Origin of the sequence: Gemella haemolysans ATCC 10379, assembly GCF_000173915.1 — a bacterium.
GTDB lineage: Bacteria > Bacillota > Bacilli > Staphylococcales > Gemellaceae > Gemella > Gemella haemolysans.
In genome coordinates this window covers 171,215-194,396 of record NZ_ACDZ02000009.1, presented here as the reverse complement: position 1 = coordinate 194,396, position 23,182 = coordinate 171,215, and the positions used below count along the sequence as shown (strand labels likewise).

13 protein-coding genes are annotated in these 23,182 nt (G+C 33.9%); 11 read left to right on the top strand and 2 right to left on the bottom strand.

Annotation, left to right across the window (positions count from 1 at the left end; all coding sequences use genetic code 11):
- Positions 1 to 248: 248 nt before the first annotated feature.
- The gene (locus GEMHA0001_RS04460) at positions 249 to 1,427 is read right to left on the bottom strand and encodes an NADH-dependent flavin oxidoreductase (RefSeq protein ID WP_003144480.1); all 1,179 of its coding nucleotides are present in this window, start codon (positions 1,425 to 1,427) and stop codon (positions 249 to 251) included.
- 456 nt (positions 1,428 to 1,883) lie between these two features.
- On the opposite strand from GEMHA0001_RS04460, the gene GEMHA0001_RS04455 reads away from it, so the two are divergent.
- From GEMHA0001_RS04455 to GEMHA0001_RS04410, 10 genes are all read left to right on the top strand, one after another.
- Positions 1,884 to 2,876 carry an MsnO8 family LLM class oxidoreductase gene (locus GEMHA0001_RS04455; RefSeq protein ID WP_003144507.1) on the top strand — a complete coding sequence of 331 codons (993 nt, stop codon included), beginning with the start codon at positions 1,884 to 1,886 and terminating at the stop codon, positions 2,874 to 2,876.
- The gene (locus GEMHA0001_RS04450) at positions 2,876 to 3,748 is read left to right on the top strand and encodes an SIR2 family NAD-dependent protein deacylase (protein WP_003144624.1); all 873 of its coding nucleotides are present in this window, start codon (positions 2,876 to 2,878) and stop codon (positions 3,746 to 3,748) included. The genes GEMHA0001_RS04455 and GEMHA0001_RS04450 overlap by 1 nt, the downstream gene beginning before the upstream one ends.
- A 127-nt stretch (positions 3,749 to 3,875) precedes the next feature.
- Positions 3,876 to 4,898: a lipoate--protein ligase gene (gene lplA, locus GEMHA0001_RS04445; protein ID WP_003144596.1), complete on the top strand. Its 1,023-nt coding sequence runs from the start codon at positions 3,876 to 3,878 to the stop codon at positions 4,896 to 4,898.
- Positions 4,899 to 4,930: 32 nt separating this feature from the next.
- Entirely contained in the window at positions 4,931 to 6,103 is a 1,173-nt protein-coding gene (locus GEMHA0001_RS04440) for an NADH-dependent flavin oxidoreductase (RefSeq protein ID WP_003144548.1), read from the top strand.
- A gap of 139 nt (positions 6,104 to 6,242) precedes the next feature.
- Positions 6,243 to 7,265, top strand: a complete 1,023-nt coding sequence (lplA, locus tag GEMHA0001_RS04435; protein WP_003144595.1) for a lipoate--protein ligase — start codon at positions 6,243 to 6,245, stop codon at positions 7,263 to 7,265.
- Between the two features lie 204 nt (positions 7,266 to 7,469).
- Positions 7,470 to 7,805 carry a glycine cleavage system H family protein gene (locus GEMHA0001_RS04430; protein ID WP_003144512.1) on the top strand — a complete coding sequence of 112 codons (336 nt, stop codon included), beginning with the start codon at positions 7,470 to 7,472 and terminating at the stop codon, positions 7,803 to 7,805.
- A gap of 328 nt (positions 7,806 to 8,133) precedes the next feature.
- The gene (locus GEMHA0001_RS04425; RefSeq protein WP_003144593.1) at positions 8,134 to 12,396 is read left to right on the top strand and encodes a mucin-binding protein; all 4,263 of its coding nucleotides are present in this window, start codon (positions 8,134 to 8,136) and stop codon (positions 12,394 to 12,396) included.
- Positions 12,397 to 12,677: 281 nt separating this feature from the next.
- Positions 12,678 to 13,397 (top strand): YebC/PmpR family DNA-binding transcriptional regulator, encoded by a 720-nt coding sequence (locus GEMHA0001_RS04420; RefSeq protein WP_003144482.1) that lies wholly within the window; start codon positions 12,678 to 12,680, stop codon positions 13,395 to 13,397.
- A gap of 7 nt (positions 13,398 to 13,404) precedes the next feature.
- Complete coding sequence (locus GEMHA0001_RS04415) at positions 13,405 to 13,998, top strand: RDD family protein (protein ID WP_003144583.1); 594 nt, start codon at positions 13,405 to 13,407, stop codon at positions 13,996 to 13,998.
- Between the two features lie 138 nt (positions 13,999 to 14,136).
- Positions 14,137 to 14,919: a DeoR/GlpR family DNA-binding transcription regulator gene (locus GEMHA0001_RS04410; RefSeq protein WP_003144477.1), complete on the top strand. Its 783-nt coding sequence runs from the start codon at positions 14,137 to 14,139 to the stop codon at positions 14,917 to 14,919.
- 171 nt (positions 14,920 to 15,090) lie between these two features.
- On the opposite strand, the gene GEMHA0001_RS08695 is transcribed toward GEMHA0001_RS04410, so the two are convergent.
- Positions 15,091 to 21,393, bottom strand: a complete 6,303-nt coding sequence (locus GEMHA0001_RS08695; protein WP_003144646.1) for a ZmpA/ZmpB/ZmpC family metallo-endopeptidase — start codon at positions 21,391 to 21,393, stop codon at positions 15,091 to 15,093.
- Positions 21,394 to 21,888: 495 nt separating this feature from the next.
- On the opposite strand from GEMHA0001_RS08695, the gene GEMHA0001_RS04400 reads away from it, so the two are divergent.
- Positions 21,889 to 23,064 carry a CD0519/CD1768 family membrane protein gene (locus GEMHA0001_RS04400; protein ID WP_003144555.1) on the top strand — a complete coding sequence of 392 codons (1,176 nt, stop codon included), beginning with the start codon at positions 21,889 to 21,891 and terminating at the stop codon, positions 23,062 to 23,064.
- The last annotated feature ends 118 nt before the right edge of the window (positions 23,065 to 23,182 follow it).

The following is a 23,182-nucleotide window of genomic DNA, read 5'->3' as shown; positions in this document are numbered from 1 at the left end:
TCTAAAAAAAATAAATATTAAATTTATGTTACAAAAAATATGTAAACCTTCAGGTATTGGTTTTTGTGATTAATAAAAAATTAGTTTTAGGGTATGTTTTATATAGGTGACAGTATAAATGATGTTATATTTTTAAAAAAATATATGTGTAATATAGATTTCTCTATCTATAATTAAATTAAAGAAGAATTCCAAAAAACAAGATGTTCGAATCTGGAATTTTGAAATTCTTCTAAAAATATATATTATTAATAATTTTCTTCTAGTTTTCTAAATTCATCCCTAGTATGTTGAGGTAAACTCTTACCGTAGTCCATCATAAGGACGATGTCTTTAAATGCAGCTTTTGGAATAGCTAGACGTTCTATATCTTCAACTCCAACATCTAGATTAATATCGTCTATATGGTTTGATTTTAGTTTTTCTACAAAGTCTGGTTCTGCGACAAACGGTGAAGATAATCCAATCATATCCGCGTGTAAAATAGCTGCTTCACATTTTTCTACAGTATTTATACCACCGGATGCGATTAATGGAATTCTTCCATTTAAATGTTCGTAGACAACTTCGTTAATAAGGCGACCGTGATGTGGACCTTCTGCACGTACTGTATTTAGATAAATATTTTGTCCCCAGCTAGCAATTGCCATATATGATAGAGGGACTCTTTCTAATAACCAATCTGTAAGTTGATTAAATTCTTCAACTGTATAACCGACTTCTTCACCACGAGTTTCTTCAGGTGTTGCACGATAACCGAAGATAAAGTCTTTTGATGCTTCTTTTTTGATTACTTCATATACATCTTCAAAAACTTCAATGATGAAACGTGAACGATTTTCTAATGTATCCACTCCGTATTCATCGTGACGTTCATTAGAGAAAGTAGAGAAGAATGTCTGTAATAGAAGACGTTGTGCACTAGAAATTTCTAAACCATCAAAACCAGCTGCGATAGCACGGCTTGCTGCATGTTTATAATCTTCTCTTATTTTTTGTATATCTTCTATAGAAAGAGGGTGGACGATGTGTTCTACAGGCGAATTAAGTTCCATATAACTTGGACCAACAGCACGTTTATTAGTGGTAACATAGTAGTTAGCGAAACGCCCTGCATGTGTTAGCTGTAGGATAGCTTTCGCTCCACCAGACTTCATAGCTTGCGCCATTTTTTTAAGTCCAGGAATACACGCATCATCATGAACACTAAAGCCGTATTCAAAAAGTTGACCTTCAAGGTTAACATAAGCAGCTCCTGTAATTTGTAAAGGTGCGGTTTTCTTTCGTCTTTCGGCGTAAAGTAGATCTTCTTCTGTAATAAAACCTTCTGCAGTAGAAGAGTTCGTAGTCATAGGAGAAAGAACAAAACGGTTTTCTAGTTCTATTCCATTAGCTAATTTAACAGGTGTTAATAATTTTGATTTCATAAAAAATGCCCCTTTAAGTAATGTAAATAACATACAACTAGAACCAATATATTAATGATAAGAAATGCAGTACTGAAAAATGTAACAGTTTCTATTTGATCTATGTGAATTTATAAAAGTTCAATAGATTAAATCACCATAATTTTTTTATAAAATTTCAAAGTAATGGTGCTAGGTATGTGTACTTTTACTGAAAATGTGTTATAATAAATTCGTAGTTTCAGAAAAGGTTTTCTTACAATTAATTATATCAGATAATTTACTAGATAAAAAGGTAAAAATGAATTCAAGAATAGAGAATTTTTTTAATAACTCTATAAAAAATAGAGGATAGAAATATGTAAATCTAAATAATATGTAAGAAAAGGAATAACTCAATAAATCTATTTCTTCGAAATTGTGATTTTTGAGGCATTTCCAAATAGAAAATAATGTAAAACATAAGAGGATAATAATATGAAACTTAGTATTTTAGATTATGCTATTGTAGATGAAGGAAAGACTGCGATAGAGGCAATAGAAGAGAGTATAGAACTTGCCCGCCTAGCTGAAAAACTAGGTTATAGTCGTTTTTGGATGGCTGAACATCATCAGGTTCCTGCTTTAGCTAGTAGTAGCCCAGAATTATTAATGTTGCACCTTCTTCAAAATACAGAAAAGATACAAATAGGTTCAGGTGGAATAATGATTCCGCACTATTCACCGTATAAAATTAGCGAATGGATCAAGCTTCTTAGTGCATTATATCCAGATAGGGTGAACCTAGGAATTGGGAATAATCCTGGAACGAAAGTAGTTCAGAAGTTGATGGATACAACACCAATAACGAGAGACGAGTACAATGATAGCTGTAGAGAATTGCTAGAACTTCTTACAGGTACTGAAACACTAGTTCAACCACCGGAAGCGAAAGTAAGTCCTATGTGGTTGTTGTCTACCAGTGAAAAGAGTGCAAATCTAGCTGCGGAGCTAGGACAAAACTATGTTTATGGTTTATTCTTTAATCAGGCTGTAGATTATATAGAAACAGCAAAAAGGTGTTTAAATACTTATCGTACTAAGATGCGTGAACAACAAAAAACACCACAAGATGTGGTTGCGGTATTTATTGCGATAGGAGAAGATGAACAAGAAGCAAAAGATTTAGTACGTTCGTTAGATGTCTGGCTTCTTGGTAAGAAAGAATTTACAGAATTTGATAGATTTCCTAGCATACAAACAGCTAAAGAGTATGAGATAAGTGAAGCGGATATAGAAAAAGTAGAAAAAAACAGAACACGTTTAGTTTGGGGTACGAAGGATGTAGTAGTGGAAAAACTAAAAAACTTAGCAGAAGAATTCGAATTAGAAGAGTTGATGTGCATACCGTTAGTACCAACAATAGAAAGAAGAAAAAATATTATTGAGATTTTAGCAAAAGAGCTAATGGAAAAAGAGGAGAAAAATTAATGACTTGGAAGGCGATAGAGTTAGAAGAAAACAATGCCGAAAAACTAGCACAGCTAATAGATGAAGCCGAGGCGATAGTCATAGGAATAGGGGCTGGAATGTCAGCTGCGGATGGTTTTACTTATATTGGAGAGAGATTTACGAGTAACTTTAAAGATTTTGTAGAAAAATATAAGTTTTTAGATATGTTACAGGCGAGTTTGTTTGATTTTCCGAGTTCACAGGAATATTGGGCGTTTCAAAGTCGTTTCGTCTTGTTAAATTACTTTGATCAACCTGTTGGTGATAGTTATCTAGCGTTGAAAAATATTCTAAAGGATAAAAATTACCATATTATTACGACAAATGCCGATAATGCCTTTGATGTTGCGGGTTATGATATGGATAAAGTCTTTCATATTCAAGGAAAGTACGGGCTTATGCAGTGTAGCAAACATTGTCATGCGAAGACATACCAAGATGAAGCGTTAATGCGTAGATTGGCTGTAGAACAGGAAAATATGGAAGTTGACTACAGGTCTATTCCACTATGTCCAGAATGTGGTGCACCGCTTGAGGTTAATAAGCGGAATGCTGAAAAAGGAATGGTAGAAGACCCAATCTTTTTCGAACATCTAGATAAATACAATGAATTTTTAGAAAATAATCGTGATAAGAAAACATTATTTATTGAAATAGGAGTAGGATTTACGACACCTCAGTTTATAAAATATCCATTTTATAGAGAGCTTGATAAAAATCCTAATGCGTTAATGATTACTATGAACCAGAAGAAATATCAATTTCCAGAAAGGATTGCTTCTAGAGTATTGTGGTTTAACCAAAATAGTAAGGATTTAACGTTAGATGTGGAAGAGTTATTGAAAAAATAATGAGGATTGAAACCTCGCATAAGTTGACTCTAAACATAGTACAATGCGCATAAATTTCGCGCGATATAATTTAATATTAGCTAAAAAAATACATTAACAAAAATTAAAAAATAAAGGAGAATAAATTATGTATTTAATAGAACCAATTAGAAACGGAAAATATTTACCAGATGGAGCGCTAGTAATGGCGATGCAAGTTTACGTACTTAACAACATCGATATCGATGAGACTGTAATCTTCCCATATTACTGTGAACCAAAAGTAGAAATCGGATTATTCCAAAATGCCGAAACTGAAGTAAACCATGAATATATGAAAGAAAAAGATATAATCCTAGTTCGTCGTGATACAGGTGGTGGAGCTGTATACGTTGATAACGGTGCTGTTAACGTATGTTTCTTAATGCCTGGTGATACTGATGTATACGGAAACTACAAAAAATTCTATCAACCAGCAGTAGATGTACTTCACAGCTTAGGAGCTACAGAAGTTGAACAAAGAGGTCGTAATGATTTAACTGCTCGTGGTAAAAAAGTAAGTGGAGCTGCGATGACATTAGTACGTGGTAAAATCTACGGAGGATATTCATTACTTCTTGATGTAAATTACGAAGCGATGGTTAATGCTTTAACACCAAACCGTAAAAAAATTGAATCAAAAGGTATTGAATCAGTAAGAGCACGTGTAATGGGTATGCGCGAATTATTAAAACCTGAATACCAAAATGTAACAATCGATGAGTTCAAAGACTTAGTTATTTGTGGATTAATGGGCATCGAAGATATTAAAGATGCGAAAAGATATGAACTTACTGATGAAGATTGGGCTGCAATTGAAAAACTTGCAGATGAAAAATACCGTAACTGGGATTGGAACTACGGAAAATCACCACGTTATAACTACAACCGTGATGCTCACCTTGCGATTGGAACAGTTGATTTCAGCTTAGAAGTTGAAGAAGGACGTATTACAAAAGCGAAAATCTATGGAGACTTCTTCGGAAAAGGTAACGTACGTGACGTAGAAGAAAAACTTATCGGAGTAAGGGTAAAAGAAGAAGACTTACTAGAAGCTCTAGGAAGTATTGATTTAGCATTCTACTTTGGTAATGTAGAAGCTAAAGAATTAGTAGACTTAATCTTAAGCTAGTTTTACAAACTATGTAAAAGAGGTGTGAGTTTATGGAAAAATTATTAACTCCCATAAAACTAGCAAACGGTGTGCAGTTAGAAAATAGGTTCGTACTGTCACCGATGACGACTAATTCTTCTACAAAAGATGGAATTATCACAAAAGAGGACTTGGATTATGCATTAAGACGCGCCAAGTCAGCGCCATTGCAGGTAACAGGTGCGGCTTATGTCGATGTTGATGGACAGTTGTTCGAGTTTGGTTTCGGTGCACATGATGATAGTTGTATTCCAGGACTTACTAAGATGGCAGCTGCGATGCAAGACGCTGGAGCGAAGGTTATTTTGCAATTGACTTATTCGGGTGCGGGTGCTAATTACTACGGGGTAAATCATAAGGTTTATGGTCCTAGTAAGTTAAAGTTGCATCTTCCATTTGAACATGAGGTAGAAGAGTTGTCTCATGTTATGATCAATGTGATTAAACAAAAATACAAAGATGCTACGAGAAGAGCGATACGTGCAGGTTTTGCAGGAATAGAAATATCAACAGCACAAAAGCTAATGCTACAGACGTTTTTCTCAACAGTATCGAATAAACGCCATGATGAATATGGTGTAGATTCACTAGAAAATAGAGCTCGATTCATCCTTGAAGTTTTTGAAGAGGTGTATGAAGTTATAAAAAACGAAGCACCTAAGGATTTTATTCTAGGGTATAGAGCAACTCCAGAAGAGACACGTGGTGCGATAATCGGTTATACTGTTGAAGAGTTCAATCAACTCACTGATTGGATATTAGAAAGAGTGCCGTTATCTTACATTGCGATAGCGAGCTGGGGACAAAATATTTATCTAAATAAAGTTCGTGCGGAAGGTCCTAATGAAGGTCGTTTGATTAACGAAGTAGTCCATGAACATCTAGCAGGACGTGTTCCGCTAATGGCTACGGGTGGAATCAATAGTATAGAAAAAAGCCGTGAAGCTATTATGCATGCTGAGATGGTAGGTTTGTCTAGTGTTTTTGTTGCTGAACCGGACTTTGTAGCTAAATTCCAAGAAAATCGTGAGGAAGATATTAATCTAGATGTAAGTGTGGAGGATATCAAAAGACTAGCGATTCCCAAAGCTGCGTTTAAAGATATCGTGCTTATGATGGATTACGGAAAGAGTCTGCCACAACACACGAGAGATGAATTTAGAAAATTAGAAGAAAATTACTAAGAAGACTGTTATGATTTATAGAGAGAATTAATTATATTAACAGTAGACTATTAAGATGAAGCGGCTACTATTATCTAAGGTTGAACTTGAATAATAGTAGCTTCTTATGTTGTAGTGTTTTAGAAGACGAGGAGTGCTTATGTATTTAATAGAGCCGATAAGAAATGGACAATATATTTATGATGGAGCAGTAGCTTTAGCTATACAAGTACATGTTTTGAATAAATTGAACTTAGATGAAGATATAATATTTCCTTATTGTTGCAAACCAAAGGTGCAGATTGGACTTTTTCAAAATGCCGAAAAAGAGATTAACCATGAGTACATGAAAGGTCACGGGATAACACTTGTTAGACGTGATACAGGTGGAGGAACAGTATTTTTAGATGAGGGGGCTGTGAATATCTGCCTTATTATGAACGGTGATAGTAATGTTTATGGTAATTTTAAAAAATTCTATGAACCTGCGGTAAATATTCTACATGATTTAGGTGTGAGTGAGGTTGAACAAACAGGGCGAAATGACCTTGTTGTTGATGGAAAGAAAGTTAGTGGAGCTGCCATGACTCTTGTTAATGGTAAAATTTATGGGGGATATACGCTACTTCTAGATGTTAATTATGATGCGATGGTAAATGTACTAACACCTAATCGTAAGAAAATTGAGTCGAAAGGAATTGATTCGGTACGAAGTAGAGTTACAGGTCTTAGAGAGTATTTAGATGAGAAATATAGAGATTTATCTGTAGTAGATTTCAAAGACTTATACTTATGCCGCTTGTTTAATTGTGAAAAACTCGAAGACATAAAACGTTATGAACTTACAGAAGAAGATTGGCAAGAAATCGATGAGTTGCTTTCTAAGAAATATCAAAACTGGGATTGGAATTACGGAAAATCACCACGTTATAATTATAACAGAGATGCTCGTCTTGGAATTGGGACTATTGAGTTTAATCTGGAAGTAGAAGCGGGACGAATCACAAAAGCTAAGATTTATGGAGATTTTTTCGGAAAAGGTAATGTCGGGGATATTGAGGAAAAACTAATAGGAGTAAGGGTAAAAGAAGAAGATTTACTAGGAGTATTAGAAGGTATCGATTTAGGCTATTATTTTGGAAGAGTAGAGGCGCAAGAATTAGTAGATTTGATATTGAGTTAAGGTGAATATTAAATGATATCTTGACGCAGTGACTTATTAGTTTTTAGTTCTAACTGAAATTAAAAATCAATTTCTGTAGAATTAAAATTTTTGTTGATTTTTTTTTTTTAGAATGTATAATATACCTTTGAGTAAAAATCAGTGTTGAATTATAGCGCCGATTCTCAAGAAAACTTATAAAAAAGAAAGAAAGAAGGTTGTAAAATGAAAAAATTAGCAAAAGCGTTATGGATTGAAAAGAACGAAGGAGTTTACATTGTTGGACCAACAGCTGAATTACAAGATGACGTTGGTACTGTAGGATTCGTAGAATTTTCAAAAAATGAAAAATTAGCAAAAGATGATGTTATCTTACGTTTAGAAGCATCAAAAACTGTATTAGACGTTAACGCGCCATTAGCTGGTGATGTAGTAGAATACAACAAAAAAGCTGAAGAAGAGCCAACTGTATTAAACTCAGCTGATCCAAAAGAATCTTGGATTGTTAAATTAACAAACGTTGATGAAGTTGAATTTAACAAATTACCAGACTACAAATAATAACATTAATTATGTACTAAATTCGGAGCTTGGGAAGACCTGGCTTCGAATTTTTTTTATATATAAGAGGTAATATGTAGATTATCTTCATATATTGAACTATTTAATTAATTAGGTTAATAAAAGAAGTTGAGGTTAAATAATAAATCGAAGTTATCCGACGGTTGATAAATCAGTTTTCTTTTTGAGTACACTTCATAGAAATAACATATTAAAATATTTGAAAATAGATAAGAAAAATGATAAAATATATTGTTAGAGATGTTAAGTTTTAAAGAATATTGGTAAGTGAAAATTATATATAACAGTATAAATTAGGAGAATAAAGATGATAAAAAAACAACATAAGATTAACATTAACCAGAGAGATAATAGATTTAGTATTAGGAAATTTAATGTTGGGGTTGCTAGTATAGCTGTATCTTCTGTGGCGATAGCAGGGGTGATGTTTCTTGGAAATACTAATCTAGCCTATGCAGGAGAAGGTGATTCAGGTTTTAATAGAACGGGAACGGGAGACTCGACAGTAGTAGATGCACAAGAGTTTGTAATGGTGACTCATGAGAAACCGGGTGGCGTAGTAGAGGATGTAGCTATTTTAAAATCGAAATTTTCAGAAAGTCTTGATCAATTAAAGAAAGATTATCCTGGATTTACTGCGACAAATTTACAACTTGTTGGAAAAAATAAATATAAAATTACATATGTACCGGTTACTACAACAAATAAACCAAGTTCAACAACAGAATCTGTAGCTACTAATCAAACACAACCAACAGTTGAAAATAGAGTCAGTTTACAAGGTAATTTAGTTGGAAAACAAACAGAATATAATGTAGGTGAACAAATTATCTCAACATTTAGATTAGATGTGTCTGCACCTTCGAAATTAGAGGATGGGTCTTATATTTTAGTAAATTTACCAGCTAACGAACCGATTACTGATGTACAACTTGGGACTGCTTTAAAAGTTGAAAAAGTAAATGATACACAATATAAAATTTATACTGGAGAAGTTCCAAGTGGTTCGTATGCTAGCTTTAATATAAGTTATAAGTTTGATAAATATAGAACGGGACGTAATTCACAAACTACAATTACAGCTCAGGTAGTTGATAAGACTGGTACGGCTATTACACCAGCTACTTCTACAACAGCTAGAGTAACTAATACAAATAAGAGTGGATATGCTAGTATTCATGTAGACAGTGAAAGTGGAGCTAGAGATTTAGCTTTATTTAACACAAATGCGCCGGGTGATTCTATTGATGAAACTAAGAATAAAGAATTAGTTTTAAAATTAACTACTTTTAATAAAGAGACTTCAGCGGTAAATAAAATTGTTCATGAAGTAACGTTACCAACTGGTGCAGTTTTATCTCAAGCATCTATAAATGATGGTTGGACTCAAGAGGGGACTATCGCTCGCTATACAAGAACAATAACAGATGCGAAGCCTGTGTTTGATCAAGGGAATAATACTAGTGATGATACGCTTCGTATTAATATGCGCCAAGCAGGTACATTAGAAGAGTTTTTAAAAGGAAAAGAATTTACATTTACAGACAATGTAATTTATACAGATAAATCAGGGGAAACAAATACAAGCCAAGGAACAACTTCACTAGTAGTAAAAGCTGTTAATCCATATGAGAATAACGGGGGAGGAGCAACACCAAATGCAGCAGGAGCGCAACCCCCATTAGTGATTAATAACTTTACTAATGAACAGAATTATGAAAATAGAGTGAATATTGCAATTCCTGGAATTAATACGGAAACAGATGATAAGAGAATTATAGTTTTCTGGAGAAGTGTTGATACTCCGACAAAAGTTAAGGAAGTTGAATTAACCATTGATAGTGATTTTGATCAAAAGAGATCTCTCGAGTTTTATGGTATTTGGAATAAGAATGGGGCTTACGCTGCTTGGTATGCACCAGATGACTTAGGAACTAGCAATACGTTTGAAGTATATACGGTAAATGGGACAACGGAAACGAAGTTAGGAGAAATTTCCTTTAAGAAAAACGGTGGAACTTCTATAGATTTACCAGAAGGAACAACTAAGGTCGTAATAAAACCAAAAGGTGAGATGAATTTTACAAGTAATACATTAAGCCAAGCAGGTATTTATTTACATCAAAACTTAAAAGGCTTAGAAAAAGCTAAACAGATGGTAGCGGAAGGAAAAGAACCGAAGAGTATTGTTACTGCACGAGTTTCAACTCAAGATACAGATGTGGTCAATACAAGTATTTCTAAAACGATTTTAGCAGATGCTAGAACAGCTTTAAAATTGACACCAAGAACTGGGAAGGTAGAAACGGTTCTAGCAGGGAACAAAACACAATCATTAAGTTCTGGAATAGAAGCTTATGATTACTCACCTTCAGGTTTAGGAAATCGTGTATATAGTACATATACTTCACATGGTGCTACTACAGATAAGAGCTTAACTTATCTTGGTGCGAAAAATGCTAAAATTATTGTTGAATTACCGGATGGATTTAGTTATGCAGGGAATAGTCCATTTGTAACTGTAGATGAAAATTATCAAAATACTGGTAAACGTGTATTGGTTATTGATCCAAAAGATTCAAATACTCGTGAGAATGTAACTCCAAATTTAGAGTTTAATGTAGCGCAGTGGGTTCAAACAGGTAGTTATCGTTTGAAATACACATTAGTTTGGGATGAAAGTAGATTCCTACATGGATTAAATCCTAATGATGAGTTTGATGGAGATAAGACAATTATCAATACAACAACTTTCACTTATGAAATTCCTGTAAGTAATACATCAGGGACACGATTACATGTAGATGTAACCGATAAAAATGATCAACGAGAAGGGTATACAACTTCGTTACAGAATTTAGCTCCGAAAACAGATGTGACATACCGTTTTACATTATCAAATACAGATAATTCAAAATTAGCAAATAATGAAGTACTTGTGACATTACCTAAAAAAGGGGATAAGAATATTGTTGATACAAATATAGCCCGTAATTCTGCATTTGATGTGGAGGCTACAGGAGAAGCAATAGCACCTGCAGGATGGACTGCATACTACTTAACTTCTCCGATTAATGGAAATGCTAATGAAGTTGCTGCAGCAACAACTTTAACAGCAAATCAAGTTACAGATTGGAGTAAGGTTACAGCAGTTAAGTTTGTTTCTAATCCAGGGACAACTTTAAATCCAGGATTGTCAAATGAATTTTTAGTACCAGCAAGAATTTCTAAAGATGCAAAGGATACACAGGTAGCTTATATTTCAGCAGCAGCAAAAACAAATGCAGAAAAAATATATAATGAGGCGAATGTAGCTTCTGTTAATATTAAAATAGAAAACATAAAAAATGGAGCTGTTAAAATTGCATATGAAGATATGCAAGGGAATACGATTAAACCAACAATAACAGCTATCGAAAAAAGAGCTTATACAAAAGATTATAATGTAGATACAGAAGAATATCGTCCTGATGAATTTACATATAATGGAATAGCGTATAGATATATGAAAGTTAAAGAAACATCTGCTCCAGTTGAAGGTGTTATTAATAGCGAAGAAATTACTGTAACTTATGTTTATGATACTTTGTACAAAGATGAAGTAGAAACAAAAACCATCACACGTACAATTAAGTATGTAGATGCAAGCAACGAAACTACAGAAGTCTCACCAAAAGTAGTACAAACGGTGACACTAACAAGAACAAACAAACGAAACAAAGTAACAAATACACTTGAAGAAGGAACGTGGACACCAGGAAGTTGGAAAGAGCAAGTCTCACCAACAGTAGAAAAATATGGAACACCAGATAAAGCAAGTGTGTCGTTAGTAGAAGTAACACCAACAATGGAAGATACAGAAGTAGTAGTGAAGTATCCACAAGCAAAAGAAGACGAAGTGGAAACAAAAGTAATCACAAGAATAATCAACTACCTAGAAAAAGGTACGAACAAAGTCTTGAAAGACCCAATGGTACAAAGTGTGACGTTAACAAGAATCAAAACAACAAACAAAGTCACTGGAAAAGTTATATATGGAGAGTGGAACAAAGGTAACTGGTCAGAAGTAACACCAGAATCAATAGCAAACTACAAAGCACCAAGTATAGCAAGAGTAGAAGCGACAGAAGTAACATCAACAACAGAAAATGAAAAAGTAGATGTGTACTATGAAGCAGATATAAAACCAGAGCCGAAACCAGAGCCGAAGCCAGAGCCGAAACCAGAGCCGAAGCCAGAGCCGAAACCGGAGCCGAAGCCAGAGCCGAAGCCGGAGCCGAAGCCAGAACCGAAGCCAGAGCCGAAGCCAGAACCGAAACCGGAGCCGAAGCCAGAGCCGAAACCAGAGCCGAAACCAGAGCCGAAGCCAGAACCGAAACCGGAGCCGAAACCAGAACCGAAGCCAGAGCCGAAGCTAGAACCGAAACCGGAACCAAAACAGAAAGATGTGTTAGTGAAGCAAGGAACAAGGGAGTTGGCTAATACAGGGGAAAAAACTACTGGGTTTGGAGCTTTAGGATTAATATCGTTAGTAGCTGCAGAGGTAGCTAGACGTAAAAAACAAAACTAAAGTGAAGATATTTAAAAAGAATGGTTATATATTAGCCATTCTTTTTATGATAGATACATTAAGGCAAAGTTATAATTTTATAGTTATTTATATTGAATAGTATAAAGATAATAAATAAAAACACATGATTGTTAATTAGCTAAAAAATCTAGACAATGCTTGAAAAAATAGCTTAAATATAGTAATATAGAGTGGTATGTAATAACTTTCTAGCCGTTTTTTGGTGAGGAAAATTACTATTATGGAAAATATTTATATAAAGAAAGAGAGATTAAAAGACTATGGGTCGTAAATGGAATAATATTAAAGAAAAAAAAGCGGCAAAAGACGCTAACACTAGTAAGATTTATGCTAAGTTTGGACGTGAAATCTACCAAGCAGCAAAAACTGGAGAACCAGATCCAGAAAGTAACAGAAATCTAAAAGTAGTTTTAGAAAGAGCGAAAACTTACCGTGTTCCTAAAAATATTATTGACCGTGCTATTGAAAAAGCAAAAGGTGGAAGTGAAGAGAACTACGATGAATTACGCTATGAAGGTTTTGGTGTAAGTGGAACAATGGTTATCATCGATACTCTTACAAACAATGTTAACCGTACAGCTGCTGAAGTACGTACAGCATTAGGTAAAAACGGAGGTAACTTAGGTGTTACTGGTTCTGTTAACTACATGTTTGACAACACTGCAGTAATCGGTGTTGAAGGTAAAAGTGCTGATGAATTATTAGAAATCCTTATGGAAGCAGATATCGATGCTCGTGATATTATCGAAGAAGATGAATTAACACTAGTATACGGTGAACCAGAAAACTTCCACGAAATCCAAGAAGCGCTAAAAGCTGCTGGAATCGAAGAGTTTGAAGTTGCTGAGATTTCAATGATTCCTCAAAATGAAGTAACATTAAGCGAAGAAGATAAAGCTAAATTTGAAAGAATGTTAGAAATGCTTGATGATTGTGAAGATGTTCAACAAGTATACCACAACGTTGACTTAGAAGCCTAGGTGACTTATGGTAAAAAAGATTAAAAAAAATAGATCATATAGCTATAATGACAGGAATATTAAGCCGACATTAAGTGATATCTCAGGACCAATAGAAGAGCCGTTGTTAGATGTGAATGGAGAAACAGCGTCAATCGTTAAACGTTTCTTTGCCTATCTAATAGACTTAGCAATTTATCTACCAATAGCTTTTGTGTTTCAATATATGACTGCGACATTACGAGCTCAAGGTGGAGCAGAAAATGAAAGAAATGCACTGTATATGACGATTTCAATAGTTATTTTTGCAGTTCTTTTATATGGATACCTACCGCATAAATGGCAAGGTCAAACAATTGGAAAAAAATTATTCAAAGTAAGAATAGTTCCAACTGATAACAAGAAAATTGAATTTTCTAGATATTTAATTAGAGAATTCTTAATTAAAGTTACAATAGGTTGGGCAGCAGTCCCAGTTTCAGCATTATTCTGGTTATATGAAACGTATATACTTAAACGTAAAGATTCGATAATGTTATACGATAGACTATTGAATATGCGAGTTGTAGCAGCTACAGAACAAGCAAAAGTAGAAAAAATAAAAGAAGATAAAGAAAAATAATGAAAAAACTAGCTGATTTAGGTGGACTTTAACCTAAAACTAGCTAGTTTTTTTGTGTTTTATGTTAGAATTAACGTTCGTTTTTATGTTTTTTTGTGTTTTCAGTTTTATATTTTTCAAAAAAATGTTACAATATAAATGTTAAATTTATTAGTTGAGAGTGGAGAAAAAATGTTAAAAATAGATAGACACAGCTATATTTTAAACGAATTAAAAACAAAGCATTTAGTACGTGTAAGTAAACTTGCTCATGATATGAAGGTAACAGAGATGACAATACGTCGTGACTTACAAGAATTGGAAGACTATGGGCATCTTACAAGAATACATGGTGGTGCAAAATTAAAACCGAAAAATTTTTATCAAGAAGATAATTACAATAAGAAGATTTCTGTAAATGTTGAAGAGAAAAAACAAATCGCAAGAAAAGTAGCGGATCTTATAAAAGATAATGAAACTATTTTTATCGGACCTGGAAGTACTACAAGTTATCTGGCAGAATTTTTACAAGATAAGAATCTTAATATTGTAACAAATTCATTGACGGTTTTTGAACAATTTAAAGATAATCCTTCTTGTGATCTTATTTTTATCGGGGGAAGATATCGTCAGAAAACAAAAGGATTTATAGGATATTTCACGCAAGACGCGCTTAGTAAAATAAGTGTAAATAAGGTTTTTGTGGGAGTAAATGGTATAGATTTAGAGAAGGTTACTATTTCTGATGAAGAAGAAGGGCGTTGTAACGAGACGATTCTTAATAACGCGACTGAACGTTATGTTCTAGCAGATCATAGTAAGTTTTCAACCCATGCATTTTATACATTTTTTCAACTAAAAGATCTAACAGCAATCATCAGTGATGATGTTCTTGATGAAACTATTAAGGATCAATATAGAAAAGAAGTAGAAATAATATAAAACGATAATTCAGGGCTTAAAAAATAGTCCTGAATTTTTTAAAAGGTTGTGAGTATTAAGTTTACGTAATCTGAATATAAAAATGTAACCTAAATGATAGAAGGAGAAACTTGCAAAATATTAAAAAACCTAGATTTAGAAATTTCTAAATCTAGGTTTTTGTTATTTAAATTAATCTTTAAAAAGTTTTCCGGCAAATCCATCTGATTTATGAAGAAGTGCTTTGTACACTTTCCACTTAAGATTAACTGTATTATCAAATTTATTAGCTTGAAGGTCTTTCTCAACTGCAGCATCGAATAGCTCTTGTAATCTTGCATATGTTGAGATTTTCTCACCATCAATCTCGATTTCAACGAAGCCTTTCTCAGCTTTAGCTTTAACTTCTTTATACCACTCTTTCTTCCAAGCTTCTAATGTGTTAAATCTACCATTAGAAACTTTTTGGATGATAAAGTCATCACCAAGACCTTGCTTACCAGCGGCTTTAGATTCTTGTTTGTATTTGTTAGAAGCATAACCTAAGAATCCGTTAAGGTAACCGAAGTACCCCCACATACGGAATGTATTGTGTTTGAATGAGATTGAACCAACGGCACTTTCACTCGTATTACCACCGTAAATACCAGTCATCATATTAACTACTGTATAGGCAGAATCAAATCCTTCAGTACGGTAATGACCGTTACCTGGTAGACCGTGTTTAGTAGCGAAGTTATTATCTACTAGTTGATCGATAGTTGTAAGAGTCATAGTTTTCTCAGTGTCGTTTAGATCACGAACTAGATCCCATTGGTGAGGTGCACCGATTAACCCATTACGATCAGCTTTTTCACGATATTTCTTATCGATTCTCTTGAACCACTTGTCGTTAGTTCCAGTGTTTTTCTTAATTACAGATTCAGCTTCTAAATAATCAAGCATCATCATAGATTCATTGTAATTCTTCATGTAGTGGTCAATTTTCTCACGACTACTTAATATATTAGGATTGTAGTTGTAAATTTGATTTCCATCATTTTTACGTTCGTAAGCCATGTTTAATCCTAATGCACCATATTCACCATTTGGATTTGATAGTGATGGAGATTGTAACATACCTTGAGCAAATGCTTCAACATCTGTTCCTTCACGGTGACGCCATGTTCCTAAGTATGCCATACGGTCATTAATATGTGTAGTTTCATGAGTGAATGCAGAAGTACCAAAGTCACTAATCATACTAGAGATGATGTAATATACAGCTTCTGAGTTTTGTGGATTAGTAAAGATATAAGCGTATGCCCCCATACCGTTATATCCGTGCCATTTACCTGTAGGTCCATAAAACTCACGAACTGGAGCATAGTCACCATTCTTGTTATGACCCATTCTATCAGCCCATCCATTACCTGGAACATCTTGGTTATCCCAAATTGCTGATGGAACCATGTTTTCAGATTTCAACAACTGATTACGTACATTATCAGCGGCAAGTCTAGACCAGAAGTCTAAGTAATTGATTTGCTCTTGTGCACGTAAGTCAATTTCTTTCTTGAACGCTTCGCGTTCAGCTTCTGTATTCTTACCATATTTCTCAAAAGCACTAAATGCTAACGTATTGTACGTTGAAATTAGGAACATGTGAGCCTTCTTAGTATTAAGAAGTGGTAAAATGTATCGACCATGTTCACCGTTATTTAAGTTTTCATATAAGTGATATTTCTTATTAGCAAAATCAGGGTTAGATGATTGTTTCTCAACTACATAGTTAGTGTGAGAAATAGCTTTCTTATACCACACATTCATGTCAGTATCTTCTGTAAATAACTTCATGTTATATGTTAAGAAGTCATTTAAGTTACCTTTACCTGTTGCTCCCGCAATCACATCACGGTAAGCATCTTGGGTTCTATCCCCTTTTAAGTTTTTCTCACTAGAACCAATTTGAATTAGTCTATCAAGAACACTAACATTCTTACCATAGAAATCAGGTTTGAACATCATAAGGTCTTTAATGCTCATATCATTGTATTTAAATCCATAATAACGATTTAAATAAGTAAGACCCATCATAATTTTAGCTTTGTTGTCTTCTACTTTTTTAAGAAGAGATTTCATAGCTGCAGCATCTTTATTTAACTGATGGTCTTCATTTTCAACAAGTTGTTTAACAAGTTTTTCTAAGTTCTCTTTAGTTTCTTTGAAGCTTTCTTCAAGGAATAATGAAGCTACATTACCAGAAATAGCTTTAACTTCAGGTGAATCAAGATTTACACCGTCTAATTTCGCTTTAATATCGCTGATTAATTGTGTTCTATCTTTAACAACCATATTTGGTGTGTAGACAATATCACCTAATCCTTCAATACTATATTCACGAACTTGTTGTACTTGAGATTCTTTTTGAGTAATAGTTTTTTCTTCTTTAGTACCATCCGCATAGTGGATCATAATCTTATCAACGTTAGATAAGTCAGTCACGAATTGACCGTCTTTCATACCTGTAACAGATAACACCTCTGTAGTTAATAATTTAGAATCTGCTGGAATCTTATTACCTTGGTTTATAATCCACTCTTTATTGTAGAATGGTTGAAGTTTTTCGATGTTACGGTAAGCAAGTTCTCGGTCTGCTTTGTAATCTTGAGTATCTTTATACGTATCAGATTTTGGTTTGATGTTGTTTAGTGTATTCGTAATAGGATCGTTAATCGCATACTTGTCAGCGGTAATTCCAAACGATTCAATTCGTTTATCAGCTTCAGCTTGAGAAACACCTTTAATTTGTTTTGAACGATTATAAGAAATATTACCAGATGCGACATCATTCACATAAACGTTATTCTTAAAGTAATCAAATCCGAAATATGGATCGCCAGAATCAACAGAACCTGAACCATACATGATTTCTCCATTATTTACCTTCATCATACTAACGTTGTTTTCAACCCAACCCCAATCATAGTTTTCGTGAATTAAACCACCGCTTTGATTGTTCGTTTTAAGTGTCATAGTTCCTTTAACAACTGATTTTGTTAAACGACCTTTTTGTTTCACATCATTAGGATTTCCCCCATGGTTAACTTTAGCAACAAGTCCACCAAATTTAGCGTTGTTGGCTTTAATGTTAGCATCTACATATGAACTGTCAACGTTACTTCTCCAGCTTTCACTGACAAGTCCACCAGACCACCAACCTTTATCTCCAACACTCTCGATATTACCGATAAATGCAACGTTTCTCATATTAGATTCATCAAGTTTATTAACCATACCAGTAACATCATTGTTACCAACAACATTACCTGTTACTTTAATATTCTCTATGGTACTATTTTTAAACATATCTCCTAATGGAGCTGTTTTGTTAGCCCAAGGCATATTGATGTCTACATTACCTAGGTTAATATCATGAATGTGTGCATTCTCAACTCTATTAAATAACGGTCGAGCCATATTATGAATCGTAAAATGATTATCCCCATTACTTGATAATTTACCTTTAAAGGTATTTGTTACGTATTGTTTACTTGGTGTAGGTACATTTGCTGCATTAAGATCTGCACCAAGTTTGAACTCTCCAGTAGGATTAGCTTGCATATCTTTTATAAGCTCGTTGAAGTTATAATAAACATTACCTTCTTTTAATTTTTGTTTTTCGAAGTAATGAACATACTCATTGGCTAATTTAGTAGAATCTGTGTGTTGAACTAAATCAGGAGCTGTTGCAGTAACTTTATATAAAGTTTTTCCATCTTTAACTACTTCTTCAATTTTATCAACAGAAAGTCTTGTCACTTTATTATCATGAGTTGTAACTCGTAGATAAAGTGGAGCTACATTTCCTGGATTTTCTGAAAGTAAACTGATATCTGTTTCATTACCTTCAGGATCAACACTTATTAAGCTTGTTTCTTTAATATTTTTAATTTCAACTTTTTTAAGATCTAATCGGATTGGTTGATCTTCTAAGGTTTCAGTTTCTTCACCGTTACCTCTATCGTAAACCATAGTAGTAGATAGAGTGTATTCTTGGTAGTATTTTAGATTATCTAATAATGCATCTAAATTATTTTCTGATAAATTAATAGTCTTAACAACTGCCCCATCTTTTTTCAGAGTAGCTGTAATTGATTTAATTTTTGTCTTAGTTGGATTTTCTAGAGAATACTTAGCAACTACCTCTTTAGCTAATACTTTTTTGTCAGTATTTTTAAATTTTAGTATTGGTTTCTCAGTTAATGGAACTAAGTTTTTGATAGCTTGTTCTAATTTTTCAGTAGCTGCATTCACTTTACTTTGAGTAGTAGCACCATCTGCATTTACAGGGTTTGCTGCTGCAAGGGCTTCTTCTAAAGTTTTCCATGTTTGAGTAGTGTATTCTTCTTTACGTTTACTGTTAGCTGTGTTAATAGCATTTTGTAATGCAGTTTTATCTACAGCAAGAGCTTTAATAGCGTCTTGAAGAGCTTTAGTAGCCGCATCTATTTCACTTTGTTTAGGAAGTGGAGCAGTTTGGTCGTTGATTTCTTTAGCTTTTATTTCAGCATTTTTGAAGTCATTCCAAGTTTTAGGGCTATAGTCAGCTTCTTGTTTAGTTTTTGCAATTGCTATTTGTTCTTGTAATTTTGTTTTATCAACATTAAGCGCATCGATAGCAGCTTTAAGTTTCTTAGCAGCTTCATCGATTTGAGCTTGAGTAGCAGTAGCATTGTCTTCTACGGCTTGAGCAGCATTTTTCGCTTCTTCTAATGCAGACCAAGTCGCAGGGCTGAAGTCAGTTTCTGTCTTAGACTTAGCAACAGCAAGTTGTTTTTCAAGTTCAGTCTTGTCTGTATTTAATCCAGTAATAGCAGCTTTAAGTTTCTCGTTAATGTGATCTACTTCGCTTTGTTTAGCTGCAGGATTGTTTGTAACTTTTTCAGCTTCAGATAATACAGATTGAAGGTTTGCCCAAGATGTATCACTGTAGTGTTCTTTAGTTTTTGATTTCGCATCTGCGATAGTTTTGTTTAAGTCTGTTTTATCAACGCTTAGTGCATCGATAGCAGCTTTAAGTTTAGCTGTTTCGCTATCTACTTCAGGTTGTTTTACAGAGTCAGAAGCGTAGACGTTTTGCGCAGCTGCTAAAATCGGTTTAAGAGCGTTGTAGCTTGCTGCAGAGTAATCAGCAGGAACAAGTGCAAGAGCTCTATCAATTTGAGCTTTTAGAGCTGTTTTGTCAATTTTTTCCTCAGGTTTTGGAGTTTCCGGTTGAGGAGTAGGTTTAGTTTCCTCAGGTTTTGGAGTTTCCGGTTGAGGAGTAGGTTTAGTTTCCTCAGGTTTTGTAGTCTCCGGTTGAGGAGTAGGTTTAGTTTCCTCAGGTTTTGGAGTTTCCGGTTGAGGAGTAGGTTTAGTCTCTTCAGGTTTTGGAGCTACAGGAAGTTCTGGTTGAGTTAAAGATTGTCCTTCTTTACCAGGTTCTTGAGTTCCTTTAACTGCTACAGGCTTTGGAGCTTCTGGTTTATTTGGTTTAACTTCGATTGGTTGAGGTCTGACTGCCTCTTTAGTTCCTACGGCGGTAATCTTATTCACAGGTTGTTTTGTAATTGAAGTTTTGATAACTTTGCTAGTAGATTTACCATCAACAGTAGTCACTTCGCTGAATACGATTTGTTCACCATTAACTCCTTCTTGGACAACTTTAGTTTGCCCTTTTGGTAAAGTAGCATCTGGTTGTTCAACAGTTTTGAAAGGAACAGCTTCAGTAGTAGATTTTAGTTCAGGTTTGTTTTCTACTAATGTTTTAGGTGCTGTTTCAGGTGTTGTTTTGTACTCAACCTTAGGTGTTGGAGTAGGTTGTGTCGGCTCAACGATAGGTTGTGTTGGTTTTGGAAGAACTTTTTGTTCCGATTGAGGTAATACACCTAAATCACTAAGAGTGAAATATCCAACATAACGATATCCATCGATATTGATTACACCATTCGCAAGTTCACTAGAATTAGCAACTGTTGTTTGTGTGTTGTAGCGTACTAACTCTTTGTTTTCAAAAGCAAATGATTGATAAGGCATAACTATGCTTTGTCCCATAGCTCCGATTAACACAACGCTAAGAACTTTGTTTCTATGTTTTTTAGACATTAAAAGAACTACTAATACCGCAGTTCCAATTCCAAGTCCAGCTACAGGTAGTGAGCTTTGCCCAGTATTTGGCAATGATTTAATTTTAGAAGAAGTTTTAGCTTCTTTTTTATAAACCATATAATATGTTTCGTTGTTTTTTACATTTTGAGGTATACTTCTCTTGATTAAGCTTTTTTCAGCTTCGGTTAATTCGTTTTCAGCTAAGTAAGTATACTTAACGCTTGAGTTGTTTTCATTGGCAAGCGCTTCGCTTGGTGCATGACTTCCAAAAAATAAAGCTCCGATTACAACCGGTGCTGCACCAAGAGATAATTTTCTAATTGAAAACTTTAAAATTTTATTATTATTTTCATTTTTCAATCGCATTAATTTTTTTTCTCCTATACATTTTTTTGTTGCCTTTTAATTCTATCAAAAAAGGTATGTTATTGCAATTAATCTAGCTTAAATAGAGTAGAATAAATTCAATAATTTTTTTTTGTTTGTGAATATTTAGAATAATAAATATTGTTATTTTATCTAAAGTGTTAGTCTATAGATTAAAAAATGTAAATATGTTAAGGTTGAAGATATATAAATGATAAAATTTATAAAAAATTAATGTTTATAAAATAAGGAGATATTTTAGAGTATAGTGAAAGAAATAGTTAAAAATAGAAGAGGATAATTAGCTATAATATCTTGAGAAATCATTATATTCTGAAAATCGTACTTTAATTAGTTATCATACTATAGAAATAGTTGCGACACCAAAGGTTTTATGGTATAATGTGTAAATTAAATTGTATTATTACAGTTTAAGGAGATCGAAGTTGAAAATAAAATATTAGAACAAAAAAATATATGAAAGGAAGATTTTTTATGAGCAAAGAAACAACAAGAAAACATAAAAAGAATGTAGTTGTTAAAAAGGCTGTAAGTTTGGAAACATTTGTCTTTTTAGCGATATTCTTCTCAATATTTGGATTTATGGCGAGAAAAATGGGAACACCGCTTATGTTTAAAACTATGATGGCAACAGCTCATGATTTATTACTGAATACAGTATTTTTCATTATGGCGATGGCTGTTATTGCTGGAGCAATAAGTGCTCTGTTATCAGAATTTGGGGCAATAGCATTAATTAATAAAATATTTGCACCGCTTATGAAACCTCTTTGGGGAATGCCTGGAGCAAGTGTAACTGGAGCAGTAGCGACGTATTTATCAGATAATCCAGCAATTATTCCATTCTCTAAAGATAAACGTTTTATAGCGTTCTTCAAAAAATACCAAGTTCCAGCGTTATGTAACTTAGGGACAGCATTTGGTATGGGGCTTATCGTAACGATGTTTATGATGGGACAAGGAGCTGGTTTTGTTAAAGCGGCGATTATTGGAAATGTCGGAGCTATTATAGGTAGTATAATAAGTGTGCGTCTAATGTTAAGACAAACTAAGAAATACTACGGGGATGAAGCTGAAGATCCAGTTGTAGATGCTGAAGTTGAAGGTCAATCACTGGATAAAGTTAGAATCGTACGAGATGGCAATCTATTTCAACGTACTCTAGATACTATCTTAGAAGGTGGTAAAGTAGGAGTAGAAATGGGTATGGCTATTATTCCAGGAGTGCTTATCGTTTGTACTTTTGTAATGATGTTAACATTCAAAATGCCTGCTGGAGGATATACTGGAGCAGCTTATGAAGGCGTAGGTTTCCTACCTTGGTTAGGTGAAAAATTAAAATTTATTCTTGAACCACTATTTGGATTCCACTCTGCAGAAGCGATTGCCTTTCCGATTACAGCTTTAGGAGCTGTGGGTGGAGCAATCTCGTTGGTACCAGAATTTTTAAGAAGCGGTCTTATTGGACCAAATGATATCGCAGTATTTACAGCGATGGGAATGTGTTGGAGTGGATACTTAAGTACACATATCGGTATGATGGATGCGCTTGGAGTTAGAAAATTATCTTCAAAAGCCATTCTTTCTCACACAATAGGTGGTATAGTCGCGGGTATTGTAGCCCACTACTTGTTTGTACTATTAGGATAATAGAATTATAAAAGACGTTGCTTTAAAAGTTACGTCTTTTTATTATAGAGTTTTAGAAATTTATTGAAATTTATATTTGAAAAACTATTGATGGATATTATTAATTCTTATGATTCCT

What these genes read in the sequence shown, in the direction of transcription:
- GEMHA0001_RS04400 (WP_003144555.1), top strand. Translation starts at nt 21,889, where the DNA reads ATGAGCAAAGAAACAACAAGAAAACATAAAAAGAATGTAGTTGTTAAA.
- GEMHA0001_RS04440 (WP_003144548.1), top strand. Translation starts at nt 4,931, where the DNA reads ATGGAAAAATTATTAACTCCCATAAAACTAGCAAACGGTGTGCAGTTA.
- GEMHA0001_RS04460 (WP_003144480.1), bottom strand. Translation starts at nt 1,427, where the DNA reads ATGAAATCAAAATTATTAACACCTGTTAAATTAGCTAATGGAATAGAA.
- GEMHA0001_RS04455 (WP_003144507.1), top strand. Translation starts at nt 1,884, where the DNA reads ATGAAACTTAGTATTTTAGATTATGCTATTGTAGATGAAGGAAAGACT.
- lplA (WP_003144595.1), top strand. Translation starts at nt 6,243, where the DNA reads ATGTATTTAATAGAGCCGATAAGAAATGGACAATATATTTATGATGGA.
- GEMHA0001_RS04430 (WP_003144512.1), top strand. Translation starts at nt 7,470, where the DNA reads ATGAAAAAATTAGCAAAAGCGTTATGGATTGAAAAGAACGAAGGAGTT.
- lplA (WP_003144596.1), top strand. Translation starts at nt 3,876, where the DNA reads ATGTATTTAATAGAACCAATTAGAAACGGAAAATATTTACCAGATGGA.
- GEMHA0001_RS08695 (WP_003144646.1), bottom strand. Translation starts at nt 21,393, where the DNA reads ATGCGATTGAAAAATGAAAATAATAATAAAATTTTAAAGTTTTCAATT.
- GEMHA0001_RS04410 (WP_003144477.1), top strand. Translation starts at nt 14,137, where the DNA reads ATGTTAAATTTATTAGTTGAGAGTGGAGAAAAAATGTTAAAAATAGAT.
- GEMHA0001_RS04420 (WP_003144482.1), top strand. Translation starts at nt 12,678, where the DNA reads ATGGGTCGTAAATGGAATAATATTAAAGAAAAAAAAGCGGCAAAAGAC.
- GEMHA0001_RS04415 (WP_003144583.1), top strand. Translation starts at nt 13,405, where the DNA reads ATGGTAAAAAAGATTAAAAAAAATAGATCATATAGCTATAATGACAGG.
- GEMHA0001_RS04450 (WP_003144624.1), top strand. Translation starts at nt 2,876, where the DNA reads ATGACTTGGAAGGCGATAGAGTTAGAAGAAAACAATGCCGAAAAACTA.
- GEMHA0001_RS04425 (WP_003144593.1), top strand. Translation starts at nt 8,134, where the DNA reads ATGATAAAAAAACAACATAAGATTAACATTAACCAGAGAGATAATAGA.